Origin of the sequence: Pseudomonas morbosilactucae, from assembly GCF_023241665.1 — a bacterium.
Lineage (GTDB): Bacteria > Pseudomonadota > Gammaproteobacteria > Pseudomonadales > Pseudomonadaceae > Aquipseudomonas > Aquipseudomonas morbosilactucae.
The window spans coordinates 40785-67018 of record NZ_JALQCX010000051.1 but is presented as its reverse complement, the minus strand read 5'-3'; the positions used below and the strand labels follow the sequence as shown (position 1 = coordinate 67018).

Annotated in this window: 21 protein-coding genes and 1 pseudogene; 12 read left to right on the top strand and 10 right to left on the bottom strand. The window is 60.4% G+C overall.

Annotation, left to right across the window (positions count from 1 at the left end; genetic code table 11):
- Positions 1-60 precede the first annotated feature (60 nt).
- From pyk to gcl, 5 genes are all read right to left on the bottom strand, one after another.
- Positions 61-1476 (bottom strand): pyruvate kinase, encoded by a 1416-nt coding sequence (gene pyk / locus M1B35_RS24540; RefSeq protein ID WP_268263357.1) that lies wholly within the window; start codon positions 1474-1476, stop codon positions 61-63.
- Positions 1466-2746 carry a glycerate kinase type-2 family protein gene (locus tag M1B35_RS24535; protein WP_268263356.1) on the bottom strand — a complete coding sequence of 427 codons (1281 nt, stop codon included), beginning with the start codon at positions 2744-2746 and terminating at the stop codon, positions 1466-1468. The genes pyk and M1B35_RS24535 overlap by 11 nt, the downstream gene beginning before the upstream one ends.
- A 139-nt stretch (positions 2747-2885) precedes the next feature.
- Positions 2886-3776, bottom strand: coding sequence for a 2-hydroxy-3-oxopropionate reductase (locus tag M1B35_RS24530; protein WP_123330202.1), 891 nt, complete (start codon positions 3774-3776; stop codon positions 2886-2888).
- Positions 3777-3897: 121 nt separating this feature from the next.
- Positions 3898-4680, bottom strand: a complete 783-nt coding sequence (gene hyi, locus M1B35_RS24525; protein ID WP_123330204.1) for a hydroxypyruvate isomerase — start codon at positions 4678-4680, stop codon at positions 3898-3900.
- A 62-nt stretch (positions 4681-4742) separates the two neighbouring features.
- Positions 4743-6518, bottom strand: a complete 1776-nt coding sequence (gcl, locus tag M1B35_RS24520; protein ID WP_123330205.1) for a glyoxylate carboligase — start codon at positions 6516-6518, stop codon at positions 4743-4745.
- A gap of 267 nt (positions 6519-6785) precedes the next feature.
- Here gcl and M1B35_RS24515 point away from each other — a divergent pair, with 267 nt between their 5' ends.
- Complete coding sequence (locus tag M1B35_RS24515; protein ID WP_123330207.1) at positions 6786-7226, top strand: GlcG/HbpS family heme-binding protein; 441 nt, start codon at positions 6786-6788, stop codon at positions 7224-7226.
- 57 nt (positions 7227-7283) lie between these two features.
- Here the strand turns inward: M1B35_RS24515 and M1B35_RS24510 are convergent, their stop codons facing one another.
- Positions 7284-7892, bottom strand: a complete 609-nt coding sequence (locus M1B35_RS24510) for a TetR/AcrR family transcriptional regulator (RefSeq protein ID WP_123330209.1) — start codon at positions 7890-7892, stop codon at positions 7284-7286.
- Positions 7893-8028: 136 nt separating this feature from the next.
- Here M1B35_RS24510 and M1B35_RS24505 point away from each other — a divergent pair, with 136 nt between their 5' ends.
- On the top strand, positions 8029-8955 hold the full coding sequence (locus tag M1B35_RS24505; RefSeq protein ID WP_123330211.1) for a DUF808 domain-containing protein: 927 nt from the start codon (positions 8029-8031) through the stop codon (positions 8953-8955).
- Between the two features lie 67 nt (positions 8956-9022).
- Here M1B35_RS24505 and M1B35_RS24500 read toward each other — a convergent pair whose 3' ends face one another.
- Both M1B35_RS24500 and M1B35_RS24495 read right to left on the bottom strand, forming a co-directional pair.
- Positions 9023-9811, bottom strand: coding sequence for an MlaA family lipoprotein (locus tag M1B35_RS24500; RefSeq protein ID WP_123330213.1), 789 nt, complete (start codon positions 9809-9811; stop codon positions 9023-9025).
- Positions 9804-11102, bottom strand: coding sequence for a serine/threonine protein kinase (locus M1B35_RS24495; RefSeq protein WP_123330215.1), 1299 nt, complete (start codon positions 11100-11102; stop codon positions 9804-9806). Before M1B35_RS24495 ends, M1B35_RS24500 begins: the two co-directional genes overlap by 8 nt.
- Positions 11103-11338: 236 nt before the next feature.
- Between M1B35_RS24495 and M1B35_RS24490 the strand changes: the two genes are divergently transcribed.
- Complete coding sequence (locus M1B35_RS24490) at positions 11339-11710, top strand: hypothetical protein (protein ID WP_268263355.1); 372 nt, start codon at positions 11339-11341, stop codon at positions 11708-11710.
- 61 nt (positions 11711-11771) lie between these two features.
- On the opposite strand, the gene M1B35_RS24485 is transcribed toward M1B35_RS24490, so the two are convergent.
- On the bottom strand, positions 11772-13367 hold the full coding sequence (locus M1B35_RS24485; RefSeq protein ID WP_268263354.1) for a glycoside hydrolase family 17 protein: 1596 nt from the start codon (positions 13365-13367) through the stop codon (positions 11772-11774).
- Positions 13368-13654: 287 nt separating this feature from the next.
- Here M1B35_RS24485 and M1B35_RS24480 point away from each other — a divergent pair, with 287 nt between their 5' ends.
- The 3 genes from M1B35_RS24480 to M1B35_RS24470 all read left to right on the top strand — a co-directional run bounded on the left by M1B35_RS24480 (position 13655) and on the right by M1B35_RS24470 (position 16664).
- Positions 13655-14506, top strand: coding sequence for a glycine betaine ABC transporter substrate-binding protein (locus M1B35_RS24480; RefSeq protein ID WP_123330219.1), 852 nt, complete (start codon positions 13655-13657; stop codon positions 14504-14506).
- A 191-nt stretch (positions 14507-14697) separates the two neighbouring features.
- The gene (locus M1B35_RS24475; protein ID WP_123330221.1) at positions 14698-15009 is read left to right on the top strand and encodes a DUF485 domain-containing protein; all 312 of its coding nucleotides are present in this window, start codon (positions 14698-14700) and stop codon (positions 15007-15009) included.
- Positions 15006-16664, top strand: coding sequence for a cation acetate symporter (locus M1B35_RS24470; protein WP_268263353.1), 1659 nt, complete (start codon positions 15006-15008; stop codon positions 16662-16664). The genes M1B35_RS24475 and M1B35_RS24470 overlap by 4 nt, the downstream gene beginning before the upstream one ends.
- Positions 16665-16962: 298 nt before the next feature.
- Here the strand turns inward: M1B35_RS24470 and gltA are convergent, their stop codons facing one another.
- Positions 16963-18252, bottom strand: coding sequence for a citrate synthase (gltA, locus tag M1B35_RS24465; RefSeq protein WP_268263352.1), 1290 nt, complete (start codon positions 18250-18252; stop codon positions 16963-16965).
- 350 nt (positions 18253-18602) lie between these two features.
- Between gltA and sdhC the strand changes: the two genes are divergently transcribed.
- From sdhC to odhB, 6 genes and pseudogenes are all read left to right on the top strand, one after another.
- A complete protein-coding gene (gene sdhC, locus M1B35_RS24460; protein WP_015634665.1) occupies positions 18603-18989 on the top strand; it encodes a succinate dehydrogenase, cytochrome b556 subunit in 387 nt (128 codons plus the stop codon).
- Positions 18983-19351: a succinate dehydrogenase, hydrophobic membrane anchor protein gene (sdhD, locus tag M1B35_RS24455; RefSeq protein ID WP_123330227.1), complete on the top strand. Its 369-nt coding sequence runs from the start codon at positions 18983-18985 to the stop codon at positions 19349-19351. Before sdhC ends, sdhD begins: the two co-directional genes overlap by 7 nt.
- Before the next feature lie 3 nt (positions 19352-19354).
- A pseudogene (gene sdhA / locus M1B35_RS24450) lies at positions 19355-21126 on the top strand (succinate dehydrogenase flavoprotein subunit).
- Positions 21127-21137: 11 nt separating this feature from the next.
- The gene (locus M1B35_RS24445; protein ID WP_123330232.1) at positions 21138-21842 is read left to right on the top strand and encodes a succinate dehydrogenase iron-sulfur subunit; all 705 of its coding nucleotides are present in this window, start codon (positions 21138-21140) and stop codon (positions 21840-21842) included.
- Positions 21843-22105: 263 nt separating this feature from the next.
- On the top strand, positions 22106-24937 hold the full coding sequence (locus M1B35_RS24440) for a 2-oxoglutarate dehydrogenase E1 component (RefSeq protein ID WP_268263351.1): 2832 nt from the start codon (positions 22106-22108) through the stop codon (positions 24935-24937).
- A gap of 42 nt (positions 24938-24979) precedes the next feature.
- Complete coding sequence (gene odhB, locus M1B35_RS24435) at positions 24980-26203, top strand: 2-oxoglutarate dehydrogenase complex dihydrolipoyllysine-residue succinyltransferase (protein WP_123330237.1); 1224 nt, start codon at positions 24980-24982, stop codon at positions 26201-26203.
- The last annotated feature ends 31 nt before the right edge of the window (positions 26204-26234 follow it).

The window sequence follows — 26234 nt, the reverse complement described above, 5'->3', positions numbered from 1 at the left end:
AGGCTTCGATCGATCACCACCCGCCGCGACCTGATGCCGTGGCGGGTGGTGGCATGGGGTTCAGATCAGGGTTTCGATCCGCAGCGAATTGGTCGAGCCCGGCTGGCCAAAGGGCACGCCCGTGGTGATCAGCAAGGTATCGCCGCGTTTGGCCAGGCCTTGGGCCTGGGCGATTTCCAAGGCCGTGGAGCACACTTCATCCACCTGTCGCAGCCGGTCGTTGACCACCGAGTGCACACCCCAGGCCACGGTCAGGCGGCGAGCGGTGGACAGGTTGGGCGTCAGGTTGAGAATCGGCACCCGTGGTCGTTCCCGTGCTGCGCGCAGGCTGGAGGCGCCAGATTCGCTGTAGTTCACCAGCACCGCCACCGGCAGGATGCTGCTGATGCGACGGATCGCACAGCTGATGGCGTCGGACACGGTGGCCTCGGCCTGGGGCCGGCTGACGTCCAATTGATTCTGGTAGTCCGGGCCGCCCTCCACCTGGCGAATGATTTTGCTCATCATCTGCACGGCCTCCAGCGGGTATTCGCCGGAGGCGGTTTCCGCCGACAGCATCACCGCGTCGGCGCCCTCTGCCACGGCGTTGGCCACATCGGTGACCTCGGCACGGGTCGGTGCCGGGGAAAAACGCATGGACTCCAGCATCTGGGTGGCGACCACCACCGGTTTGCCCAGTTGGCGGCAGGTGCTGATGATGTTTTTCTGAATCTGCGGCACGCTCTCGGCCGGCACTTCCACCCCTAGGTCACCCCGCGCCACCATGATGGCGTCGCTCAGGGCGGCGATTTCCCGCAACTGGGTGACGGCGCTTGGCTTCTCGATCTTGGCCATCAGGAAGGCCTTGTCGCCGATCAGGGCACGGGCTTCGTGAATGTCTTCCGGGCGCTGCACGAATGACAGCGCCACCCAGTCCACCCCCAGTTCCAGGCCGAAGCTCAGGTCGCGACGGTCTTTGGTGGTCAGCGGGCTGAGGTTGAGCAGGGCTTCAGGGACGTTGACGCCTTTGCGGTCCGACAGCTCGCCGCCGTTGAGCACGGTGGTGTCGATGGCGTCGGCGTGCTTGGCAACCACCCGCAGGCGCAGTTTGCCGTCGTCCAGCAGCAAGTCCATGCCGGGCTCCAGAGCCGCGATGATTTCCGGGTGCGGCAGGCTGACCCGAGTCTGGTCACCGGGGGTGTTATCCAGGTCCAGGCGCAGGGCCTGGCCACGCGCCAGTTGGACCTTGCCGGCGGCAAAGGTGCCGACCCGCAGTTTCGGACCTTGCAGGTCCATGAGGATGCCCAGGGGGTAGTTCAGTTGCTGCTCGACTTCACGGATCCATTGGTAGCGCAGGGCGTGGTCGCTGTGGCTGCCGTGGCTGAAGTTGAGGCGGAAGATGTTGACCCCGGCCTTCACCAGGTCGCGGATATCGTCGATGCCTTGGATGGCCGGGCCGAGGGTGGCGAGGATTTTGACCTTTTTATCAGGCGTCATGTGCAGGGCTCTCAAGAATCAGGATGGCGCGGAAGTCGTTGACGTTGGTGCGGGTTGGCTCGGTGACGATCAGGTTGTCGAGCGCGGCGAAGTAGCCGTAGCCGTTGTTATTGTCCAGTTCGTCACTGGCGCTCAGGCCCAGGGCGGCGGCGCGGGCGTAGCTGGTGGGGGTCATGAGGGCGCCGGCGTTGTCCTCGGAACCGTCGATGCCATCGGTGTCGCCGGCCAGGGCGTAGACCCCGGGCAGGCCTTTGAGGCTTTCGGTCAGGCTCAGGAGAAACTCGGCATTGCGCCCGCCCCGGCCGTTGCCGCGCACGGTGACGGTGGTTTCGCCGCCGGAGAGGATCACGCAGGGGGCGGCCAGGGGTTGGCCGTGCAGTAGAACCTGGCGGGCGATACCGGCGTGCACCTTGGCCACTTGCCGGGATTCCCCCTCCAGGTCGCCGAGGATCAGCGGGCTGAAGCCGGCCTGGCGGGCTTTGACGGCGGCGGCCTCCAGGGACTGCTGGGGCCTGGCGATCAACTGGAAGTGGCTGCGGGCCAGGCTCGGGTCGCCGGGCTTGACGGTTTCCGACTCGGGGCTCTGTAGCCAGTTGCGCACGGCTGCTGGCACCTCGATGGCATAGCGTTTGAGGATCGCCAGGGCTTCTGTCGAAGTGCTGGGATCGGCCACGGTGGGGCCGGAGGCGATGACGGTGGCCAGGTCGCCCGGCACATCGGAGATGGCGTAGGTGTACACCGTGGCGGGCCAGCAGGCCTTGGCCAGGCGGCCACCCTTGATCGCCGAGAGGTGCTTGCGCACGCAATTCATCTCGCCGATGGTGGCGCCGGATTTGAGCAGGGCCTTGTTGATTGCCTGCTTGTCCGCCAGGGTGATGCCGGCGGCGGGTAGGGCCAGCAAGGCCGAGCCGCCACCGGACAGGAGAAAGATCACCCGATCGCTTTCATTGAGGCCGCTGACCATCTGCAACACTCGGGTGGCGACCGCCAAGCCGGCGGCGTCGGGAACCGGGTGGGCAGCTTCCACCACTTCGATTTTTTCGCAGGGGGCGCCGTGGCCGTAGCGGGTGACCACCAGCCCTGAGACTTCACCCTGCCAGCAGCGCTCCACCACTTGGGCCATGGCGGCAGCAGCCTTGCCTGCGCCAATCACGATCACCCGACCGCTGCGATCAGTGGGTAGATGGGCTTCAAGGACGTGTTGCGGGTGGGCGGCGTCGATGGCTGTATCGAAAAGCTCGCGCAGGAATTGTTGTGGATCGACCGACATAAGCGGGCTCCCGGGGCATTCTTATTATTGGAAGTGCAGGAGCCGGCTTGCCGGCGGTGGCGGCCTCAAGCCTTGTGCAAATGCAACTGGCCTCATCGCCGGCAAACCGGGCTCCTACAGAGGGGAGGGCGTGGCGGGGTTATTTATCGCGAATCGAAAAGTTCGCCATATGCTCCAGGCCCTTGATCAGTGCCGAGTGGTCCCAATTGCTGCCACCGATGGCCGCGCAGGTGCTGAACACTTGCTGGGTGTTGGCGGTGTTGGGCAGGTTGACCCCCAGTTCCCGTGCGCCGGCCAGGGCCAGGTTGAGGTCCTTCTGGTGCAGGCTGATGCGGAAGCCCGGATCGAAGGTGCCCTTGATCATGCGGTCGCCGTGGACTTCGAGGATCTTCGACGAGGCGAACCCGCCCATCAGGGCTTCACGCACCTTGGCCGGATCGGCACCGTTCTTGGCGGCGAACAGCAGTGCTTCGGCCACGGCCTGGATGTTCAGGGCGACGATGATCTGGTTGGCCACCTTGGCGGTCTGGCCGTCACCGTTGCCACCGACCAAGGTGATGTTCTTGCCCATGCTCTGGAACAACGGCAGGGCGCGTTCGAAGGCTTGACTGTCGCCGCCGACCATGATGCTCAAGGTCGCGGCCTTGGCCCCGACCTCACCGCCGGATACCGGAGCGTCCAGGTATTGCGCGCCTTTTTCGTTGATCTGAGCGGCAAACGCCTTGGTCGCCGTTGGGGAAATCGAACTCATGTCGATGACAATCTTGCCCTTGCCGATCCCGGCAGCTACGCCGTCGGCACGCAACAAAACGTCTTCCACCTGGGGGGTGTCGGGAACCATGATGATGACGAATTCGGCTTCCTGGGCCACTTCCTTCGGGTTGGCCAAGGCCACGGCGCCGGCGGCGATCAGTTCGGCCGGTGCGGTGCCGTAATGCTCGGACAGGAACAGGCTGTGCCCGGCTTTTTGCAGGTTCTGCGCCATGGGCAGGCCCATGATGCCGGTGCCGATAAATCCGATTTTAGCCATGATAAAAATCCTCTAGTCAGGCGGACCTTGTAGGAGCTGGCTTGCCAGCGATAGCGGTCTTGATGGCCGTGCAGGGCTTAAGTGCCTCTTCGCCGGCGATCCGGCTCCTACCAGGTGGGAGTCAGATTGCGTTATGGGTTTTCAGCCAGCCGAGGCCTGCTTCAGTGGTGGTCAACGGCTTGTACTCACAGCCGACCCAGCCCTGGTAATTGATCTTGTCCAAGTGTTCGAACAGGAAGCGGTAGTTGATTTCACCGGTGCCCGGCTCGTTGCGCCCGGGGTTGTCCGCCAGCTGGATATGGTTGATTTCGCCCAGGTGATTGGCCATGGTCCGGGCCAGGTCACCCTCCATGATTTGCATGTGGTAGATGTCGTACTGCAGGAACAGGTTGGGGCTGCCCACCTGTTCACGGATCGACAGGGCCTGGGCGGTGTTGTTCAGGTAGAAGCCGGGAATGTCGCGGGTGTTGATGGCTTCCATCACCAGCTTGATGCCGACGGCCTGCAGCTTGTCGGCGGCGTACTTGAGGTTGGCGACGAAGGTCTTTTCCAGGGTCGCATCGTCGATGCCCTGTGGGCGGATCCCGGCCAGGCAGTTGATCTGGGTGTTGCCCAGGACCTTGGCATAGGCGATGGCCAGGTCGACCCCGCCACGGAACTCCTCGACCCGGTCCGGCAGGCAAGCGATTCCGCGCTCACCCTTGGCCCAGTCGCCGGCCGGCAGGTTGAACAGCACCTGGGTCAGGCCATGGGCATCCAGTTGGGCCTTGATCTCGGCGGAGTTGAATTCGTAGGGGAACAGGTATTCGACACCGCTGAAGCCGGCGTTGGCGGCAGCTTCGAAGCGGGCCAGGAAGTCCTGTTCGGTGAACAGCATGGACAGGTTGGCGGCAAAACGCGGCATGGGGGGGCTCCTGTTAACAGCGTCGTTCCCGGCGTGCCCCGGGAACGATCAATGGCGAATGGTCAGTCCAGCAGGGAGATCGCAGTCGGGGCGTCATTGCCCACCAACGCCAGGTCTTCGAACTCGTTGACGGCGTTGATCTCGGTGCCCATGGAGATGTTGGTGACGCGCTCGAGGATGATCTCCACCACCACCGGCACCTTGAAGGTCTGGAGCATTTCCTGGGCCTTGCGCAGGGCCGGCTGGATTTCGCTCGGTTCGAACACCCGCAGGGCCTTACAACCCAGGCCTTCGGCGACCGCGACGTGGTCGACGCCATAACCGTTGAGTTCCGGGGCATTGAGGTTGTCGAAAGACAGCTGCACGCAGTAGTCCATGTCGAAACCGCGCTGGGCCTGGCGAATCAGCCCTAGGTAGGAGTTGTTCACCACGACGTGGATGTACGGAAGCTTGAACTGCGCGCCGACAGCCAGCTCTTCGATCATGAACTGGAAGTCGTAATCGCCGGACAGCGCCACCACCTTGCGACTCGGGTCGGCCTTGACCACGCCCAAGGCTGCTGGAATGGTCCAGCCCAACGGGCCGGCCTGGCCGCAGTTGATCCAGTGACGCGGCTTGTAGACGTGGAGGAACTGCGCCCCGGCGATTTGCGACAGGCCGATGGTGCTGACGTAGCAGGTGTCTTTGCCGAACACCTGGTTCATCTCTTCGTAGACCCGCTGTGGCTTGACCGGCACGTTGTCGAAGTGGGTCTTGCGGTGCAGGCTGGCCTTGCGCTGCTGGCAATCCTGCAGCCAGGCACTGCGGTTTTTCAGCTTGCCGGCGGTTTGCCATTCACGAGCCACTTCCAGGAGCACGGTCAGGGCCGAGCCTGCGTCGGAGACGATGCCCAGGTCCGGGGTGAAGACGCGGCCAATCTGGGTCGGCTCGATATCGATGTGAATGAATTTTCGGCCTTCGGTGTAAACCTCTACCGAGCCGGTGTGGCGGTTGGCCCAGCGGTTGCCGATGCCCAGGACCACGTCGGACTTGAGCAGGGTGGCGTTGCCGTAGCGATGGGAGGTTTGCAGGCCGACCATGCCCACCATTTGTGGGTGATCGTCCGGAATGGTGCCCCAGCCCATGAGCGTCGGGATGACCGGGATGCCGGTCAGTTCGGCGAACTCCACCAGCAGCTCGCTGGCATCGGCGTTGATGATGCCGCCACCGGCCACCAGCAAGGGACGCTCGGCCTGGTCCAGCAGGGCCAGGGCTTTTTCTGCCTGGATCCGAGTGGCCGAAGGTTTGGCCAGGGGCAGGGGCTGGTAGGCGTCGATGTCGAATTCGATTTCCGCCATTTGCACATCGAACGGCAGGTCGATCAGCACCGGGCCTGGGCGGCCGGAGCGCATCTCATAAAAGGCTTTCTGGAAGGCGTAGGGCACTTGGCCCGGCTCGAGGACGGTGGTCGCCCATTTGGTCACCGGCTTGACGATGCTGGTGATGTCCACGGCCTGGAAGTCTTCCTTGTGCAGCCGGGCGCGAGGGGCCTGGCCGGTGATGCAAAGGATGGGAATCGAGTCGGCCGAGGCACTGTACAGCCCGGTGACCATGTCGGTGCCGGCGGGGCCGGAGGTGCCGATGCATACGCCGATGTTGCCGGCCTTGGTGCGGGTGTAGCCCTCGGCCATGTGCGAGGCGCCTTCAACGTGGCGAGCGAGGACGTGATCGATGCCTCCGACTTTCTGCAGTGCCGAATACAGTGGGTTGATGGCGGCACCCGGGATGCCAAAAGCGGTATCGACCCCTTCGCGGCGCATCACCAGAACGGCGGCTTCGATTGCTCTCATTTTGCTCATGGTTTTGTGCCTCTTAGGTTTTGTAATTGTATACAAGTGGCTTTGCGCAAAGTGTATTCACGGCTGGCTGCGCAGGTCAATCCATTTTCTCAAGCCGCTGATGCTTTCGACGGAAGGCCCATATGCAGGGGGTTTTTCGTCGGATGACAGGATTTGTCAAAAATATTGTATACAAAATAATAATTCATTGTGTTCTATTTGTGCCATTGGACTTCTTATCAAGAAGCTTCCGCAGACGTTCTCAATAACAAGATAAGGACGGCACCCATGAGCGCTTTAACCTTGAAAGTCGCAGTCAACCTGGCCACTCAGGCCATCGTCGCCGGGCGCAAGATCGCTGCGGCGCCACTGACTATCGCGGTGCTGGATGCCGGTGGGCATCTGGTGGCGTTGCAACGAGAAGACGGGGCCAGTTTGCTGCGGCCGCAGATTGCGGTAGGCAAGGCCTGGGGCGCGATTGCCCTGGGCAAGGGCTCGCGTTTGCTGGCGCTGGATGCTCAGCAGCGGCCGGCGTTTATCGCCGCGCTCAACAGCCTCGGGCAGGGCAGTGTGGTGCCGGCGCCGGGGGGCGTATTGATCCGCGATCAGGCCGGGGCGGTCATTGGGGCGATCGGTATTAGTGGCGACACCTCGGACATTGACGAGCAATGCGCGATCAGCGCCATCGAGGCCCAGGGTTTGTGGGCGGATGCGGGGGTGAGTGCTTGAGGGGCTAGCGGCTGGACGTGCCCACTCCGGTCGGAGTGGGCGGGTTGGGTTCGGGGGTTACTGGTCCGGGGCGCAGCCTTTGAGCACCAGGCGGATGATGGTTTGCGCGGCGGCTTCGTAGTCGGATTCATCGAGCTTGGCCTTGCCCGTGACCACGGAAATCTGCCAGTCGAAGTCGGCGTAAGTCTGGGTCGCGGCCCAGATGCTGAACATCAGGTGGTTGGGGTCGATCGCAGCGATCTGGCCGCGGTCGATCCAGGTCTGGATGCAGTCGATGTTGTGCCGGGCCTGGGCGTTGAGTTGTTCCACCTGCTCGGGGCTCAGGTGCGGCGCGCCGTGCATGATTTCGCTGGCGAACACTTTTGAGGCAAACGGCAGGTCGCGGGAGATACGAATCTTAGAGCGGATGTAGCCGCTGAGCACTTCACTGGGTTCGCCATCGGCGTTGAAGGGCGTGGAGGCCTGGAGAATCGGCTCGATGATGCTTTCCAGCACCTCGCGATAGAGGTTTTCCTTGGACTTGAAGTAGTAATAGACATTGGGCTTGGGCAGCCCCGCCTTGGCTGCGATATCGCTGGTTTTGGTCGCGGCAAAACCCTTGTCGGCAAATTCTTCACTGGCAGCCCGCAGGATCAGTTCTTTGTTGCGCTCGCGGATGGTGCTCATAAACCAGGGGATTCCTTGCCTGTTCTGGCGGTTGCGCATGGTAGCACCGGCGTTACACGGCGCTCAAGAATGCCCCCCACGGTGCCTGAAGCCACGGTATGCTGCGCGGAATTTATCTCTGAAGGGAACCTGATTCATGGCAGGAAGCAGTTTGCTGGTACTGATCGACGACATCGCCGCAGTACTCGACGATGTGGCGTTGATGACCAAAGTGGCAGCCAAGAAAACTGCCGGGGTGCTGGGTGATGACCTGGCACTCAATGCCCAACAGGTGACTGGGGTTCGTGCCGAGCGTGAGATTCCCGTGGTTTGGGCCGTGGCCAAGGGGTCGTTTCTCAACAAGCTGATCCTGGTGCCGGCGGCGCTGGCCATCAGTGCGTTCGCCCCTTGGCTGGTGACGCCGCTGTTGATGATCGGTGGCGCCTACCTGTGTTTCGAAGGTTTTGAAAAGCTCGCCCACCGGTTTTTGCACAGCAAGGACGAAGACCAGGCCGACCACGATCAGTTGATCGAGGCCGTTGCCGATCCGGCGACGGACCTGGTGGCGTTTGAAAAGGACAAGATCAAGGGCGCTGTGCGCACCGACTTTATCCTTTCGGCGGAAATCATCGCCATTACCCTGGGCACCGTTGCCGATGCGCCGCTGATGCAGCAGGTGGTGGTGCTGTCGGGGATCGCCATTGTCATGACCATCGGCGTCTACGGCCTGGTGGCCGGTATCGTCAAGCTGGATGACCTGGGGCTGTGGTTGACCCAAAAGCCCGGGCAGGTGGCCAGAAGCATTGGCGGCGCCATCCTGCGGGCGGCGCCTTACATGATGAAAAGCCTGTCGGTGATTGGCACGGCCGCGATGTTCCTGGTCGGTGGCGGGATCCTGACCCACGGCGTGCCGGCGGCTCACCATTGGATCGAGAGCGTTACCGAGCACAGCACACCGCTGATCGGCGGCTTTGCGCTGGTGCTGCCCACCCTGATCAACGCTGTAGCCGGCATCATCGCCGGTGCCGCGGTGCTGGTGGTGGTCAGCCTGGTGGGCAAGCTGGTCAAGGGCGCCAAGGCCTAAGCTTGACCCCAAGCAAAAAGGCCATTCGAGTTGCTCGAATGGCCTTTTTTGTGGGCGGGGGAAAGGCCTATTCGGCGATCTGCAGCTTGCGGGATTCGGTGTACACGTAGCGCACCTTCTCGTACTCGAACGGCGAGTTCAGCTGGCCGTAGCGGAAGCTGGTCTGGTAGCGCTTGTCCACGCCTCGCAGTACCCAGATTTCCGGGTGGTTGCTGCTGACTTCGGAGACGTTGAGGAAGTTGATGGCCGACTCGGCGCTGTAGTCCACCACCAGGCCGGTGGTGTCTCGCAGGTTCGAGGGGCCGAAGATTGGCAGCACCAGGTAGGCGCCCCCCGGAACCCCGTAGAAACCCAGGGTCTGGCCGAAGTCTTCACTTTGCCGTGGTAGGCCCATGCGGGTCGCTGGGTCCCACAGGCCGGCGATGCCGATGGTGGTGTTGAGCAGCAGCCGAGCCGTGGTTTCCATCGAGCGCTGGCCCTTGAGCTGCAGCAGGCTGTTGACCAGGTTGGGCACGTCGCCGAGGTTGTTGAAGAAGTTGCTCACGCCGCTGCGCAGGAAGCCCGGCGTCACGTAGCGATAGCCGTCCACCACAGGCAGGAAGACCCATTGGTCGAAGCGGTAGTTGAAGTGGTAGACCCGGCGGTTCCACGACTCCAGCGGGTCGTAGACATTCAAGGCGTTGAGGGTCGAGCGCTCGAATTCCCGTTGGTCCAGCCCGGCGTTGAACTTGAGTTTCTTCAAGGGTTCGGTGAAACCATCGGCATCCACCACGGTGGGAGCGTTGGCCTTGCTGTTGTCGGCCTGGGCATAGCCGGCACAGAGCAACGCAGCGATAAGCAGGAGATGTTTAGCCACGGAAGAACTCCAGCATGGCGTCGCTGTTGACGCGATAGTTGAGGTTGCCGCAATGGCCGCCGTGAGGGTAGACGGTCAAGCGGTCGCCAAAGGTTTTACGCAGAAAGCCCAGGTCGCCAGGGCCGAGGATCACATCGTCAGCGTTGTGCATAACGGCGATTTTCGGGCTGTTGTGCAGGTAGTCTTGCAGGGCGTACAGGCTCACTTGGTCAATCAGTTGCAGCAGGCTGCCGCCGTCGGTGCGGGCACGCCACATCGGAATGACTTGCTCGGTCAGGTAGCAGTCGAAGTCGCATTGCAGGGCACGTTTGAGGAACGGCGTGAGGCTGGTGCCTTCGCTGATGGGGTACTTGGGTGGAATGATCAGGCCGCGGCGGTTGATCAGGTCCGAGGTAAAGGCGATGTCGGCGGCCGAGAAACGGAACGAGGTGCCGATCAGCATGGCCATCTGTTCGTTGGTCAGGTGCTGCTTGGACTGTTGGAAGTCGTAGAGCAGGGCATCGTTGAGGTCGATGTAGCCCTTTTGCTGGAAGTAGCGAGTCAGCTTGTTCAGCACCAGCTCATAAAAAGTGGTGCTGTTGTTGATGCCCTTGACCTCGGTTTGCACCAGCTTGTCGAGGTTGCTGATGGAGGTGTAGAGGTTGACCGGCGGGTTGAGCAGCAGGACTTTCTTGAAGTTGAAGCTGCGCCGGGTTTCATCCAGTTTGCTGACGAAGGCCGCGTCCAGTGCACCGAGGCTATAGCCGGTGAGGTAGAAGTCGGTGATCGGCAGCTTGGGGTTTTGCGCCCGCACCGCCTGCATGACCCGGTACATGTCCTCGGCGTCTTCCTGGGTCACACCCGGTGTAGCGAAGCGCGAGGCGGCACTGATGAAGTCGAAGCTGGTGGGTGAGGACAGCTGCACCACGTGGTAGCCGGCCTTGTAGTACAGCTTCTTCAGGTATTCGTTGAGGCTGCTGTCGAAGCGCGCACCAGTGCCGGCAATCAGGAAGATCAGCGGGGCTGCGTGGTCCTGGGTAGCGATGCGGTAGGTGAGTTTTTTCACCGCCCAGAAGTTGTCCGGCAGGATGAACTCGCGCTCCGGGCGCAGGTTCAGGCTGCGGTCAGCCTGGTTGATGTCGTCATCGGACGGCAATTCCGGGCGTAACTCCGGCGGTGTGGTGGCGATGGTCGCTTCGAACGGGTTGGTCAAAGGGTAGCCATAGCTGGCGGCGTCGATGTCCACCGCCAGAGCGGACGCACTCAAGATAAGGCCGCCGAAAAGGGCAGCGAAGCGCAAGGAACGGAGCATGACTAAATCCCTTAGAGAAAGGTACCGGATAAGGTTCGCAGGCTATGACCACCGCGCTAGTGCCGAAGTGCCATGGTTCGGCACAAAAAAACGCTCAAGGCAAGGCGGGCTGGGGGTAATAGTAGCGGGACGATACACTTTGCCGGCATTGGCTGAACAGTTATCTGTGCAACACGCTTGCTTGGCGCTCTTGGAGGCTTATGCTGGGCGCCGTTTTCGCCTTATCGGAGTGTTTCATGTCCCGCCGTCTTCCCGTGATCCTGCTGCTCATTGTCTTGCCTTTGTGGCTGGCCGCCAGTTATGGCGCGCGCTACGGCTTTATGGAGGACGCACAATGGGTGGGCGTCTGTGTGGATGAGGCCAGTCGCTGGGAATGTCAGTTGCGCGCCAACCTGGGTTGGTTGATCCACTTTCAGGTGTTGGGCTGGTCAGCCTTGGGTGCGGCGCTGCTGGCCTTTGTCCTGCCGGGGCGTGTGGGCTGGGGGTTGGCAGTCGTTGCGTTGTTGCTGGGGCTGCCGGCGCTGGCGCTGTACAACACCACGCTGGCGGTGTTTGCGGTGGTGTTGGCGGCGTTGCGCCTGGTGCGGGCGACCCGCCCAGCCCATTGATGGCTGGCTGATTTCCATGAAAAAGGGATGACCGTGGTCATCCCTTTTTTATGCCTGGGTGTCAGGCCTTGCGGATGCGCAAGCTGCGCCACAATGCGGCCACCAACAACAGGCTGACCAGCGCCCAGCCCCAGGCTTGCTGGTTTTGCAGCCCTTCGCGGTACAACTGCGGCGCGATGCCGGCACCGATGATAAAGGTCAGCAGGGCAATTTCCCGGCGCGGCACGCTCACTGGGCGGCACAGGTAGACCAGGGCGGGCAGTAGCAGGGCGGCGCTAGGGAAGCTGCGGTAGCGTGGGTCGAACACCAGCTCCAGCATCATCACGGCTCCGGCGAAGCCGGCGGCGGCCAGCAGCCAGCCGGCGCGTTGTTCCAGGGCCTTGAACGCCCGGCCGCGCCAGCCGTCGCAGTTGCTCAGGGCCAAGGCGGTATGGGCCAGCACCAGCAGGTTCAGGCCCAGCAGCAAGGCAGCCCAGAGCCACTCTCCGGTAAAACGGCTGGTGACTCGCGCCAGCTCGCCCCAGGTGCCGATGCAACAGGCACCCAAGGCGCCGAGCGCTGGCAGGAGCAACGCCGCGCGGGGGTTGCGAACCCGTCCGCCCAGAACCAGGGTGGCCAGGAACAGCGCCCCGCCAACGCCCAGCCACAACGGCCAATAAGGCAGGTTGGAGACTGGCCCGGCGAGGATGCCCTTGTCCTGGCGATCCGCGTCAAACAGGCCCCAGTAGCCGCCGACGGCCCCTTCACTGGCACGTTTCCAGGGCTGATCAAAGGCTTCGATCAGGTTGTAGTGCCAGCCGTTGGCTTCGGCCATGGCGACAAAACCACGGATGAACTGGGCCTCATTGACCCGACTTGGCAGGGCGGTTTCGCGCTGGCGGCCTTCGCTGGGCCAGCCGGTCTCGCCGATCATCACGTCCTTGGGTGCAAAGCGGTTGCCGAACACCTGGCGCACCTCGGCCACATGGTTCAGGGCGGCGTTGATGTTCGACGGATCGTCTTCCCAATACGGCAGCAAGTGAATGGTCAGGAAGTCCACCGCCGGGGCAATTTCCGGGTGCTTGAGCCAGAACTCCCAAACGTCGGCGTAGGTCACCGGCTGCTTGACGTTGGCCTTGACCTTGAGGATCAGCCGAGCCAGTTGGGCGCCGGTGACTTCCTTGCGCAGCAAGGCCTCGTTGCCGACGATCACCGCGCTGACCACGTCGGGGTTGGCGTTGGCCGAGGCGATCAACAGGTCGACTTCCTTCTCGGTGTCCACCGGGTTGCTGTTGACCCAGGCGCCGATCATCAGCTTCAGGCCGTGCTTGCGCGCCAGGTCCGGCAGGGCGTCGAGGCCGGTCATGGAGTAGGTGCGGATGCACTCGAAACGGGTGGCCAGCAGGGCCAGGTCAGCGTCCATGCGCTCCGGACGCAGCTTGAACGGCTGGTCGAACGGCGACTGGTCTTTGTCGAACGGGGTGTAAGAGGCGCATTGCAGCTTGTGGCTGGCGCTGGCGACATCTGGCAGCACCACGGGTTGGCCGAGGCCGTACCAGTAGCCGCACAGGGCGAACACGCCCAGTAGGCAGGCCAGTAAGTAGGGCAGGAGGGGGAAGCGGGCAGTCGCAGACATGGTCAGGCCGTGTGGGAGCAAAGCCGGGCATCTTACCTGCATTCATCGGCCCCTAGGTGGGCTGCATGATTTTGACATGCAAAGTTCGGGCGGGCCGGGAGGCAGGCGGTTCCGGGTGGCTGGTTGCTGGCTATCTGATGTCGTTGCTTGTTGCCTTGAGGTCGTAGACAGAGCAGGTCGCTGGAGGCTGCGGGTTGATTATCCAAGCATCAGTACTCCGCTGATGTTCGAACGAGTTTGCGGTGAGGCGTGATGGGGGCGCTGTGCACCATAACCATACGTTGACGCGCCGGGCACCCGCCTGGTGCAGCACTTTCGGGGAAGTAACGATGAAGATGCGAAGCATTTTAGGCGCAGGTGCCGCGATGGTCCTTGCGATGAGCTCCACCCTCGCCAGCGCCGACAGCAAGACCCTGAGCATCGGCTATGTCGACGGTTGGTCGGACAGCGTGGCGACCACTCACGTGGCGGCAGAGGTGATCAAGCAGAAGCTCGGTTATGACGTCAAGTTGCAGGCTGTGGCCACCGGCATCATGTGGCAGGGCGTGGCCACCGGTAAGCTCGACGCCATGCTCTCGGCCTGGTTGCCGGTGACCCACGGCGAGTACTGGGCCAAGAACAAGGATAAAGTGGTCGACTACGGCCCCAATTTCAAAGACGCGAAGATCGGTTTGATCGTGCCGGAGTACGTCAAGGCCAAGTCCATCGAGGACCTGAAAACCGACACCACCTTCAAGAACAAGATCGTGGGGATCGACGCTGGCTCGGGCGTGATGCTCAAGACCGACCAGGCGATCAAGGATTACGGCCTGGACTACAAGCTGCAGGCCAGTTCCGGCGCGGCGATGATCGCTGAGCTGACCCGTGCTGAAGAGAAGAATGAGTCCATTGCCGTCACCGGCTGGGTGCCGCACTGGATGTTCGCCAAGTGGAAACTGCGCTTCCTCGACGACCCGAAAGGCGTGTACGGCGCGGCTGAAACCGTCAACAGCATCGGTAGCAAAGGGCTGGAGAAGAAGGCGCCGGAAGTGGCGGCCTTCCTGAAGAAGTTCCAGTGGACCTCGAAAGACGAAATTGGTGAGGTCATGTTGGCCATTCAAGAGGGCGCAAAACCGGATGCGGCAGCCAAGGACTGGGTGGCCAAACACCCGGATCGGGTTGCCGAGTGGACTGCTAAGTAATAGACAAAGCGTCTAGAACAGCCTTCTAAAGACCGCCTGGGGTTCGCCCCTGGCGGTTTTTGTTTTTTCTGCGGGAGAAATTGGCGGCCGCGCTAATGTCGTTCTAATACTAAGGTCGTCTGGAACCTGCTCCATAGCCGCATAGAGTGGAATACGTTCTAACTAAAATCTGTGCTGCGAGGATAAAAACAATGAACGACAGCATTTACCTCTCGATTCAAAACAGCCCGCGTTTCAAGGAGCTGGTCAGCAAGCGAGAGCGGTTCGCCTGGATTCTATCGGCGATCATGCTTGGGCTTTACTCGGGCTTCATTCTGTTGATCGCTTACGGACCCCAGATCCTGGGGGCGAAACTCAGTCCGACGTCATCCATCACCTGGGGCATTCCCATCGGTGTGGGGCTGATTCTTTCGGCCTTTATCCTGACGGGGATCTATGTGCGACGTGCCAATGGTGAATTCGACGACCTGAACAATGCGATTCTCAAGGAGGCTCAGCAATGATCCGGCGTCTACTGGCAGCTCTCGGCATTGCAGCCTTCGCCCCGGCCGTTTGGGCCGCCGATGCACTGACTGGCGAAGTCCATAAACAACCCCTCAATGTGTCGGCGATCCTGATGTTCGTGGTGTTCGTCGGTGCGACCCTGTGCATCACTTACTGGGCGTCCAAGCGCAACAAGTCGGCGGCCGACTATTACGCGGCGGGCGGCAAGATCACCGGCTTCCAGAACGGCCTGGCGATTGCCGGCGACTACATGTCGGCGGCGTCCTTCCTGGGGATTTCCGCGCTGGTGTATACCTCTGGCTATGACGGCCTGATTTACTCCATCGGCTTCCTGGTGGGCTGGCCGATCATTCTGTTCCTGATCGCTGAGCGTCTGCGTAACCTGGGCAAATATACCTTCGCCGACGTGGCTTCCTATCGCCTTGGGCAGACGCAGATCCGTTCTTTGTCGGCCTGTGGTTCGCTGGTGGTAGTGGCGTTCTACCTGATCGCGCAGATGGTGGGTGCCGGTAAGCTGATCCAGCTGTTGTTCGGCCTTGATTACCATGTGGCGGTGATCCTGGTGGGCATCCTGATGTGCCTCTATGTGTTGTTCGGCGGCATGCTGGCAACCACCTGGGTACAGATCATCAAGGCGGTGCTGTTGCTGTCCGGTGCGTCCTTCATGGCACTGATGGTGATGAAGCACGTCAACTTCGACTTCAACGCCCTGTTCTCCGAAGCGATCAAGGTTCACCCCAAAGGTGAGGCAATCATGAGCCCTGGCGGCTTGGTGAAGGATCCGATCTCGGCCTTCTCCCTGGGCCTGGCGCTGATGTTCGGTACCGCGGGCCTGCCCCATATCCTGATGCGCTTCTTCACGGTGAGTGACGCGAAAGAAGCTCGTAAGAGCGTGCTTTATGCCACAGGCTTCATCGGCTACTTCTACATCCTGACGTTCATCATCGGTTTTGGCGCGATCTTGCTGGTCAGCACCAACCCTGCGTTCAAGGATGCGGCGGGTGCGCTGTTGGGCGGTAACAACATGGCGGCGGTACATTTGGCCGATGCCGTGGGCGGTAGCATCTTCCTGGGCTTTATCTCGGCAGTGGCCTTCGCCACCATCCTCGCCGTAGTGGCTGGCCTCACGTTGGCGGGTGCTTCGGCGGTGTCCCATGACCTGTACGCCAGCGTGATCAAGAAGGGCAAGGCCAACGACAAGGATGAGATCCGCGTCTCGAAGATCACCACCATCGCCCTGGGCGTGCTGGCGATCGGCCTGGGCATTCTCTTCGAAAGCCAGAACATTGCGTTCATGGTGGGCCTGGCGTTCTCCATTGCTGCAAGCTGCAACTTCCCGGTTCTGCTGCTTTCCATGTACTGGAAGAAACTCACCACCCGCGGTGCCATGATTGGTGGCTGGCTGGGGCTGATCAGTGCAGTGGGGCTGATGATCCTTGGGCCGACCATCTGGGTGCAGATCCTCCATCACGAGAAGGCGATCTTCCCGTATGAGTACCCTGCGCTGTTCTCGATGATCATTGCCTTTGTCGGGATCTGGTTCTTCTCCATCACTGACAAGTCGACTGCGGCAGAGAATGAGCGGGCGCTGTTCTTCCCGCAGTTCGTACGTTCGCAGACCGGCCTGGGTGCCAGTGGAGCGGTGTCGCACTGAGTCGGAACTGAGTATCGGCTTCTATATATAAGCTGTGTGATATTGAAATGCCTTGATCGAGAGATCAGGGCATTTTTTTATACCCGCCATCCAGTCAGGGTCGCAGGAGCTGGCTTGCCAGCGAAGGCGTCTCTGAGGCTGAGGATGGGTTTGGAGTTGGGTGCTGTGCTTGGGATCGATTCGCCGGCAAGCCGGTTCCCGCGAGAGGCTGGGACATGGGAGAGGAGGGCGGAAACAAATACGGCCTCTGTTTAGAGGCCGTATCCGCTGCAATCAAGACGTGTGCGCTAGGCGGGTCTTACTTGCGGTCTTCCAGTTTGCTGATGTCGCGCGATTCGTAGCCGGTGTACAGCTGGCGTGGACGGCCGATCTTGTACGGGCTGGAGAGCATTTCCTTCCAGTGGGAGATCCAGCCGACGGTCCGCGCCAGGGCGAAGATCACGGTGAACATGCTGGTTGGAATGCCGATCGCCTTGAGGATGATCCCCGAGTAGAAGTCGACGTTCGGGTACAGCGAGCGTTCGATGAAGTACGGGTCGGTCAGGGCGATCTCTTCCAGGCGCATAGCCAGTTCGAGTTGCGGATCGTTTTTGATGCCCAGTTCCTTCAACACTTCGTCGCAGGTCTGCTTCATTACGGTGGCGCGTGGGTCACGGTTCTTGTAGACGCGGTGACCGAAGCCCATGAGCTTGAACGGATCGTTCTTGTCCTTGGCCTTGGCGATGAACTTGTCGATGTTCGAGACATCGCCGATTTCATCGAGCATGGTCAGCACGGCTTCGTTGGCGCCGCCGTGAGCCGGGCCCCAGAGCGCAGCGATACCGGCAGCGATACAGGCGAACGGGTTGGCACCCGAGGAGCCTGCCAGGCGTACGGTGGAGGTCGATGCGTTCTGCTCGTGGTCGGCGTGGAGGATGAAGATCCGGTCCATTGCCTTGGCCAGTACCGGGCTGATCGGTTTGATCTCGCACGGGGTGTTGAACATCATGTGCAGGAAGTTTTCCGCGTACGACAGGTCGTTGCGCGGGTACATCATGGGTTGGCCCATGGAGTACTTGTAAACCATCGCGGCCAGGGTCGGCATCTTGGCGACCAGGCGCACCGCCGAGATTTCGCGGTGTTGCGGGTTATTGATGTCCAGGGAGTCGTGGTAGAACGCCGACAGGGCGCCGACGACACCACACATGACCGCCATCGGGTGGGCGTCACGACGGAAACCGTTGAAGAAGGTTTTCAGCTGTTCGTGAACCATGGTGTGGTTCTTGACGGTGCTGACGAACTGGGCCTTCTGTTCTGCGGTTGGCAGTTCGCCATTGAGCAGCAGGTAGCAGGTTTCCAGGTAGTCCGACTTCTCGGCCAGTTGCTCGATCGGGTAGCCCCGATGCAGCAGGATGCCGTTGTCACCATCAATATAGGTGATCTTCGACTCGCAGGAGGCAGTCGACATGAAACCAGGGTCAAAGGTGAAGCGGCCCGTGGCCGTCAGGCCCCGAACATCGATAACATCGGGACCAACGGTGCCGGTTAAAATGGGCAGCTCGACGGGGGCTGCGCCCTCGATGATCAACTGCGCTTTTTTGTCAGCCATGTGGCCTCCTATTTATGCTTGAAATCATCTGACAGACCCCCCACGCAGGGCCCGCACCACTATAGTGAGATAAATCTGAATGTCAATTTGCCTAAAGTCTTGCTCCAGAAGGCTTTAAGCCGAGTTTTTCCTCGAAATTCCCTGCCATTTACGCCTTTTATTACGGTAACGCAATCAGCTATTAGGGGGAGGTGTTTGCGTTGTCATTAGTAGCCTAACTGTCTATACTCGGCCACCGACCTCCGTAGGCTTCTGGGCCCGCTTTATTGGGGGTCGCACTCCCTGGGTAGTGGTTGCCTGACCAGTGCACTCCCCAACAACTTTGCCCTGATTGTTAGGGGCTCTTCAGTGTGAAAAAAGCCGTGAATAGCCAACGACCTGTAAACCTAGACCTAAGGACCATCAAACTCCCCATCACCGGCGTTACGTCGTTTCTCCACCGTGTTTCCGGCATCATCCTCTTCCTGGGCATCGGCATCATGCTTTACGCATTGAGCAAATCCCTGGGTTCCGAGGAAGGGTATGCCGAGGTGAAGGCGTGCTTGACCAGTCCGCTGGCCAAATTCGTTGCATGGGGCCTCCTGTCCGCCTTGCTGTATCACTTGGTGGCCGGTGTACGCCATCTGATCATGGACATGGGCATCGGTGAAACGCTGGAAGGCGGCAAGCTGGGCTCGAAAATCGTTATCGCCGTATCCGTGGTGGTAATCGTTCTGGCGGGAGTTTGGATATGGTAACCAGCGTTACGAACCTGTCGCGTTCGGGCCTTTATGACTGGATGGCGCAGCGTGTGTCTGCGGTCGTTCTCGCGGCTTATTTCATCTTCCTGATCGGGTACCTCGTTGCGAACCCTGGCCTTGGCTACGCCCAATGGCACGCTCTGTTCGCCAACAACTGGATGCGTATCTTCAGCCTGCTGGCCATGGTTGCTCTGGGCGCTCACGCCTGGGTCGGCATGTGGACCATCTCCACTGACTACCTGACGCCGATGGCGCTGGGCAAGTCGGCCACAGCAGTACGTTTCCTTTTCCAGGCAGTATGCGGCGTTGCGATGTTCGCTTACTTCGTCTGGGGTGTGCAGATTCTCTGGGGTATCTGATTCATGGCTAACATTCCAACGATTTCTTTCGATGCCATCATCATTGGCGGCGGCGGCGCAGGCATGCGTGCCGCACTGCAGCTGGCCCAAGGCGGCCACAAGACTGCGGTGATCACCAAGGTGTTCCCGACTCGTTCGCACACCGTGTCTGCCCAGGGTGGCATCACCTGCGCCATCGCTTCGGCCGATCCGAACGATGACTGGCGCTGGCACATGTACGATACCGTCAAGGGTTCCGACTACATCGGTGACCAGGACGCTATCGAATACATGTGTCAGGAAGGCCCGGCTGCGGTCTTCGAGCTGGACCACATGGGCCTGCCGTTCTCGCGTACCGAAACCGGTCGTATCTACCAGCGTCCTTTCGGCGGTCAGTCCAAGGACTACGGCAAGGGCGGCCAGGCTGCTCGTACATGCGCCGCATCCGACCGTACCGGTCACGCTCTGCTGCACACCCTTTATCAGGGCAACCTGAAAGCGGGTACCACCTTCCTTAATGAGTGGTATGCCGTTGACCTGGTGAAAAACGAAGACGGCGCGTTCGTCGGCGTTATCGCCATCTGCATCGAAACCGGCGAAACCACCTACATCCGTGCCAAGGCTACCGTTCTGGCCACTGGCGGTGCAGGTCGTATCTATGCGTCCACTACCAACGCCCTGATCAACACCGGTGACGGCGTCGGCATGGCTTTGCGTGCTGGCGTTCCGGTGCAAGACATCGAAATGTGGCAGTTCCACCCAACTGGTATCGCCGGCGCCGGTGTACTGGTGACCGAAGGTTGCCGTGGTGAAGGTGGTTACCTGATCAACAAGCACGGCGAGCGTTTCATGGAGCGTTATGCTCCGAACGCCAAAGACTTGGCGGGTCGTGACGTTGTAGCCCGTTCCATGGTTAAAGAGATCATCGCCGGCAACGGCTGTGGCCCTAACGGCGACCACGTGATGCTCAAGCTCGACCACCTGGGCGAGGAAGTGCTGCACAGCCGCCTGCCAGGCATCTGCGAGCTGTCCAAGACCTTTGCTCACGTTGACCCAGTGGTTGCTCCGGTTCCGGTTGTTCCAACCTGCCACTACATGATGGGCGGCGTTGCCACCAACATTCATGGTCAGGCCATCACTCAGGACGCCGAAGGCGTGGACACCATCATCCCTGGCTTGTTCGCAGTGGGTGAAGTGGCTTGCGTATCGGTTCACGGTGCCAACCGTCTGGGCGGCAACTCGCTGCTGGACCTGGTGGTCTTCGGTCGCGCGGCGGCCTGCACCTGGAAAAAGCCCTGACTGACGGTATCGAATACCGTGACGCCAGCGACACCAACGTTGAAGTTGCCCTGAACCGTCTGGCCAAGCTCAACGAGCGCACCACCGGTGAAGACGTGGCGACCCTGCGTCGTGAGCTGCAAAACTGCATGCAGAACTATTTCGGTGTATTCCGTACTGGCGAATACATGCAGAAGGGTATCGCTCAGTTGGCAGACCTGCGCGAGCGTATCGCTAACGTCAAGATCAACGACAAGTCCCAGGCGTTCAACACTGCCCGTATCGAAGCGCTTGAGCTGCAGAACCTGCTGGAAGTGGCCGAAGCCACCGCCATCGCTGCTGAAGTGCGTAAAGAGTCCCGCGGCGCCCACGCCCGTGAAGACTTTGAAGATCGCGACGACGAAAACTGGCTGTGCCACACCCTGTACTTCCCGGGTGAGAAGCGCGTTGCCAAGCGTGCCGTGAACTTCTCGCCGAAGACGGTTCCGACTTTTGAACCAAAAATTCGGACTTATTAAGGGTGGCCGATATGTTGAAAGTCAGTGTTTATCGTTACAACCCTGATCAGGACGCCGCGCCGTTCATGCAGGAGTTCCAGGTCGATACCGGTGGTAAAGACCTGATGGTGCTGGATGTCCTGGCACTGATCAAAGAGCAGGACGAAGGTTTCTCCTATCGTCGCTCCTGCCGTGAAGGTGTTTGTGGCTCCGATGGCATGAACATCAACGGCAAAAACGGCTTGGCATGCATCACGCCACTGTCTGCGGTCGTCAAAGGTAACAAGCTGGTTGTTCGTCCTCTGCCTGGTTTGCCGGTTATCCGTGACCTGGTCGTCGATATGAGCATCTTCTACAAGCAATACGAGAAGGTTAAGCCATTCCTGCAGAACGACACGCCGGCTCCGGCCATTGAGCGTCTGCAGTCCCCGGAAGAGCGCGAAAAGCTCGACGGTCTGTACGAGTGCATCCTGTGCGCTTGCTGCTCGACCTCTTGCCCGTCCTTCTGGTGGAACCCGGACAAGTTCCTGGGTCCAGCTGCTCTGCTGCAAGCTTATCGCTTCCTGGCAGACAGCCGCGACACCAAGACTACCGAGCGTCTGGCTTCGCTGGATGACCCGTTCAGCGTATTCCGCTGCCGCGGGATCATGAACTGCGTCAACGTTTGTCCGAAAGGCCTGAACCCGACTAAGGCCATCGGTCACATCCGTAACATGCTGCTGCAAAGCGGCGTTTGATTCAGCTGCTGTACCCGTAGAACCGCTTTACCCGTAGATGCTACGGCGCAGGCTTCAACCGGCGCCGTAGTTTTAACCTGAGCAGCAGCTCACAAAGTTGCCGCTCTATATTTTGAAGAAATGAGACAAGCAGGGGCATCCGGGCTGGTACCCGGACTATCAGCGTGATCCTAAGTGGCTTGTTTTAGTCGCTGCATTCGGACTTCTGCAAGTTTGCTCGGTGTCTTCGCAGGTGGTGTTCCCCTAACCGAGGGTGACCAAGCATGCAAGAAAGCGTGATGCAGCGCATGTGGAACAGCGCCTACCTATCCGGTAGTAACGCTGCCTATGTGGAAGAGCTCTACGAGCTCTACCTGCACGACCCTAACGCTGTGCCAGAAGAGTGGCGCACTTACTTCCAGAAGTTGCCTACCGACGGCAGCACTGCCATCGATGTTTCGCACTCCACAATCCGCGATCATTTCGTCTTGCTGGCAAAGAACCAGCGCCGCGCACAACCGGTATCTGCCGGCAGCGTGAGCAGTGAGCACGAGAAGAAGCAGGTTGAAGTGCTGCGATTGATCCAGGCCTACCGTATGCGTGGCCACCAGGCAGCCCAGCTTGACCCGCTGGGGCTGTGGCAGCGTCCTGCACCTGCAGACCTGTCGATCAATCATTACGGCTTGACCAATGCCGATCTTGATACGACCTTCCGTGCCGGCGACCTGTTCATCGGCAAAGAGGAAGCGAGCCTACGCGAAATTCACGAAGCGTTGCAGCAGACATATTGCCGCACCATCGGCGCTGAATTTACGCACATCGTCGATTCCGAACAGCGTCAGTGGTTCCAGCAGCGTCTGGAAAGCGTGCGTGGCCGTCCGACTTACTCCACGGACATCAAGAGCCACCTGCTTGAGCGCGTGACCGCAGCTGAAGGCCTCGAGAAATACCTGGGCACCAAGTACCCGGGTACCAAGCGTTTCGGTCTGGAAGGCGGCGAGAGCCTGATTCCGTTGCTTGATGAGCTGATCCAGCGTTCCGGTTCCTACGGCACCAAGGAAATCGTCATCGGCATGGCCCACCGTGGTCGCCTCAACGTACTGGTCAACACCTTCGGCAAAAACCCGCGCGAACTCTTCGACGAGTTTGAAGGCAAGAAGAAGGTCGAGCTGGGCTCCGGCGACGTGAAATATCACCAGGGCTTCTCGTCCAACGTGATGACCGCCGGCGGCGAAGTTCACCTGGCCATGGCCTTCAACCCTTCCCACCTGGAAATCGTTTCTCCAGTGGTCGAGGGTTCGGTGCGTGCTCGCCAGGATCGTCGTAACGACCTGAACGGTGACAAGGTACTGCCAATTTCCATCCACGGCGACGCTGCATTCGCAGGTCAGGGCGTGGTCATGGAAACCTTCCAGATGTCGCAGACCCGCGGCTTCAAGACTGGCGGCACCATCCACCTGGTGATCAACAACCAGGTCGGCTTCACCATCAGCAACCCGCTGGACTCGCGTTCCACCGAGTACGCCACCGACGTCGCGAAAATGATCCAGGCGCCGATCCTCCATGTGAATGGTGATGATCCGGAAGCCGTATTGTTCGTGACCCAGTTGGCCATCGACTACCGCATGCAGTACAAGCGCGACGTTGTGATCGACCTGGTCTGCTACCGTCGTCGCGGCCACAACGAGGCCGACGAGCCAAGCGGCACCCAGCCACTGATGTATCAGCAGATCGTCAAACAGCGCACCACTCGTGAACTGTATGCCGAACGCCTGACTCAGGGCGGTGTGCTCGACGCAGAGCGTGTTCAGGCGAAAGTCGACGAATACCGCAATGCGCTGGACAACGGTCTGCACGTGGTGAAAAGCCTGGTCAAAGAGCCGAACAAAGAGTTGTTCGTGGACTGGCGTCCGTACCTGGGCCACGCCTGGACTGCGCGTCACGACACCCGGTTCGACCTGAAGACCCTGCAAGAACTGTCTGCCAAGCTGCTGGAACTGCCGGAAGGCTTCGTGGTTCAGCGCCAAGTGGCGAAGATCTACGAAGACCGTCAGAAAATGCAAGCCGGCGGCCTGCCGATCAACTGGGGTTACGCCGAAACCATGGCGTACGCGACCCTGGCGTTCGAAGGTCACCCGATTCGCATGACCGGCCAGGACATCGGCCGTGGTACGTTCTCGCACCGTCACGCGGTGTTGCACAACCAGAAAGACGCGGGCACCTACATCCCGTTGCAGCACCTGTACGAAGGCCAGCCACGTTTCGACCTGTACGACTCGTTCCTGTCCGAAGAAGCCGTGCTGGCGTTCGAATACGGTTACTCGACCACCACGCCAAACGCGCTGGTGATCTGGGAAGCCCAGTTCGGCGACTTCGCCAACGGTGCCCAAGTAGTGATCGACCAGTTCATCACCAGCGGCGAGCACAAGTGGGGCCGTCTCTGCGGTCTGACCATGCTGCTGCCACACGGTTATGAAGGTCAGGGTCCTGAGCACTCCTCGGCCCGTCTGGAGCGTTACCTGCAGCTGTGCGCCGAGCACAACATCCAGGTGTGCGTACCGACCACTCCGGCCCAGATCTACCACTTGCTGCGTCGCCAGGTGATTCGTCCCCTGCGCAAGCCGCTGGTAGTCCTGACGCCGAAATCGCTGCTGCGTCATAAATTGGCCATCTCGACCCTGGAAGATCTGGCGGAAGGTTCCTTCCAGACCGTTATTCCGGAAATCGATGCCCAAGATCCAAAAGATGTAGGTCGCATCGTTCTGTGTAGCGGCAAGGTCTACTACGACTTGCTGGAAAAACGCCGTGCCGAAGGTCGTGATGACATCGCCATCGTGCGGATCGAGCAGCTGTACCCATTCCCTGAGGACGACTTGATTGAAGTCCTGGCTCCGTACAAAAACGTCAAACACATCGTTTGGTGTCAGGAAGAGCCGATGAACCAGGGTGCCTGGTACTGCAGCCAGCATCACATGCGTCGCATCATCAGCGGTCACAACAAGTCGCTCGTACTCGAGTACGCGGGCCGTGACGCTTCTGCTGCACCTGCATGTGGTTACGCATCGATGCACGCCGAGCAGCAAGAAAAACTGCTGCAAGATGCCTTCACTGTTTAATGCCTTCGCGCACCTGAAACCGAATTTAAGGAACCACAGATAATGGCTATCGAGATCAAAGCCCCCACTTTCCCGGAATCGGTTGCCGATGGCACCGTTGCCACCTGGCACAAACAACCGGGCGACGCCGTCAAGCGTGACGAACTGATCGTCGACATCGAAACCGACAAGGTTGTGCTGGAAGTGTTGGCGACTGCCGACGGCGTGTTGGGCGCTATCGTCAAGAACGAAGGCGACACCGTTCTGTCCGACGAAGTCCTGGGCTCCATCGTGGAAGGCGGCGCTGCTGCCGCTGCACCTGCCGCCGCCGCTGCTCCAGCGGCTGCCCAGGCTGCCGCTCCAGCCGCTGCTGGCGAAGACGATCCTGTTGCTGCTCCTGCTGCACGCAAGCTGGCTGAAGAAAACGGCATCAACATCGCTTCCGTTGCCGGTACTGGCAAAGGCGGTCGCGTGACCAAGGAAGACGTGGTTGCCGCTGTTGCTGCCAAGAAAGCCGCTCCGGCTGCCGCGCCTGCCAAGGCTGCTGCACCGGCTGCCGCTGCTCCTGTGTTCGCCGCTGGCGACCGCATCGAGAAGCGCGTACCGATGACCCGCGTTCGTGCAACCGTTGCCAAGCGTCTGGTTGAAGCTCAGTCGAACATGGCGATGCTGACCACCTTCAACGAAGTTGACATGACCGAAGTCATGGCCCTGCGTTCGAAGTACAAGGATCTGTTCGAGAAGAGCCACAACGGCGTACGCCTGGGCTTCATGTCGTTCTTCGTCAAGGCTGCCACCGAAGCGCTGAAACGCTTCCCGGCGGTCAACGCGTCGATCGATGGTGGCGACATCGTTTACCACGGCTACGCCGACGTCGGTGTTGCGGTCTCCAGCGACCGTGGCCTGGTGGTTCCGGTTCTGCGTAACGCCGAACTGATGAGCCTGGCTGAAATTGAAGGCGGCATCGCCACCTTCGGCAAGAAAGCCCGTGACGGCAAACTGTCGATGGACGAAATGACCGGTGGTACGTTCACCATCACCAACGGCGGTACTTTCGGTTCGATGATGTCGACCCCGATCGTCAACCCGCCGCAAGCAGCAATCCTGGGCATGCACAACATTCTGCAACGTCCGATGGCCATCAACGGTCAAGTCGTTATCCGTCCGATGATGTACCTGGCTCTGTCCTACGATCACCGTCTGATCGATGGCAAAGAAGCTGTGACCTTCCTGGTCACCATCAAGAACCTGCTGGAAGATCCGGCTCGTCTGCTGCTGGATATCTGATAAAGCAGCTGTGAGCTGCAGGCCGAAAGCT

What these genes read in the sequence shown, in the direction of transcription:
- M1B35_RS24490 (WP_268263355.1), top strand. Translation starts at nt 11,339, where the DNA reads ATGTCCCGCCGTCTTCCCGTGATCCTGCTGCTCATTGTCTTGCCTTTG.
- M1B35_RS24505 (WP_123330211.1), top strand. Translation starts at nt 8,029, where the DNA reads ATGGCAGGAAGCAGTTTGCTGGTACTGATCGACGACATCGCCGCAGTA.
- gcl (WP_123330205.1), bottom strand. Translation starts at nt 6,518, where the DNA reads ATGAGCAAAATGAGAGCAATCGAAGCCGCCGTTCTGGTGATGCGCCGC.
- M1B35_RS24485 (WP_268263354.1), bottom strand. Translation starts at nt 13,367, where the DNA reads ATGCAGGTAAGATGCCCGGCTTTGCTCCCACACGGCCTGACCATGTCT.
- M1B35_RS24475 (WP_123330221.1), top strand. Translation starts at nt 14,698, where the DNA reads ATGAACGACAGCATTTACCTCTCGATTCAAAACAGCCCGCGTTTCAAG.
- M1B35_RS24445 (WP_123330232.1), top strand. Translation starts at nt 21,138, where the DNA reads ATGTTGAAAGTCAGTGTTTATCGTTACAACCCTGATCAGGACGCCGCG.
- hyi (WP_123330204.1), bottom strand. Translation starts at nt 4,680, where the DNA reads ATGCCGCGTTTTGCCGCCAACCTGTCCATGCTGTTCACCGAACAGGAC.
- M1B35_RS24535 (WP_268263356.1), bottom strand. Translation starts at nt 2,746, where the DNA reads ATGTCGGTCGATCCACAACAATTCCTGCGCGAGCTTTTCGATACAGCC.
- sdhD (WP_123330227.1), top strand. Translation starts at nt 18,983, where the DNA reads ATGGTAACCAGCGTTACGAACCTGTCGCGTTCGGGCCTTTATGACTGG.
- M1B35_RS24480 (WP_123330219.1), top strand. Translation starts at nt 13,655, where the DNA reads ATGAAGATGCGAAGCATTTTAGGCGCAGGTGCCGCGATGGTCCTTGCG.
- M1B35_RS24510 (WP_123330209.1), bottom strand. Translation starts at nt 7,892, where the DNA reads ATGAGCACCATCCGCGAGCGCAACAAAGAACTGATCCTGCGGGCTGCC.
- M1B35_RS24495 (WP_123330215.1), bottom strand. Translation starts at nt 11,102, where the DNA reads ATGCTCCGTTCCTTGCGCTTCGCTGCCCTTTTCGGCGGCCTTATCTTG.
- M1B35_RS24530 (WP_123330202.1), bottom strand. Translation starts at nt 3,776, where the DNA reads ATGGCTAAAATCGGATTTATCGGCACCGGCATCATGGGCCTGCCCATG.
- pyk (WP_268263357.1), bottom strand. Translation starts at nt 1,476, where the DNA reads ATGACGCCTGATAAAAAGGTCAAAATCCTCGCCACCCTCGGCCCGGCC.
- M1B35_RS24440 (WP_268263351.1), top strand. Translation starts at nt 22,106, where the DNA reads ATGCAAGAAAGCGTGATGCAGCGCATGTGGAACAGCGCCTACCTATCC.
- odhB (WP_123330237.1), top strand. Translation starts at nt 24,980, where the DNA reads ATGGCTATCGAGATCAAAGCCCCCACTTTCCCGGAATCGGTTGCCGAT.
- gltA (WP_268263352.1), bottom strand. Translation starts at nt 18,252, where the DNA reads ATGGCTGACAAAAAAGCGCAGTTGATCATCGAGGGCGCAGCCCCCGTC.
- M1B35_RS24515 (WP_123330207.1), top strand. Translation starts at nt 6,786, where the DNA reads ATGAGCGCTTTAACCTTGAAAGTCGCAGTCAACCTGGCCACTCAGGCC.
- M1B35_RS24470 (WP_268263353.1), top strand. Translation starts at nt 15,006, where the DNA reads ATGATCCGGCGTCTACTGGCAGCTCTCGGCATTGCAGCCTTCGCCCCG.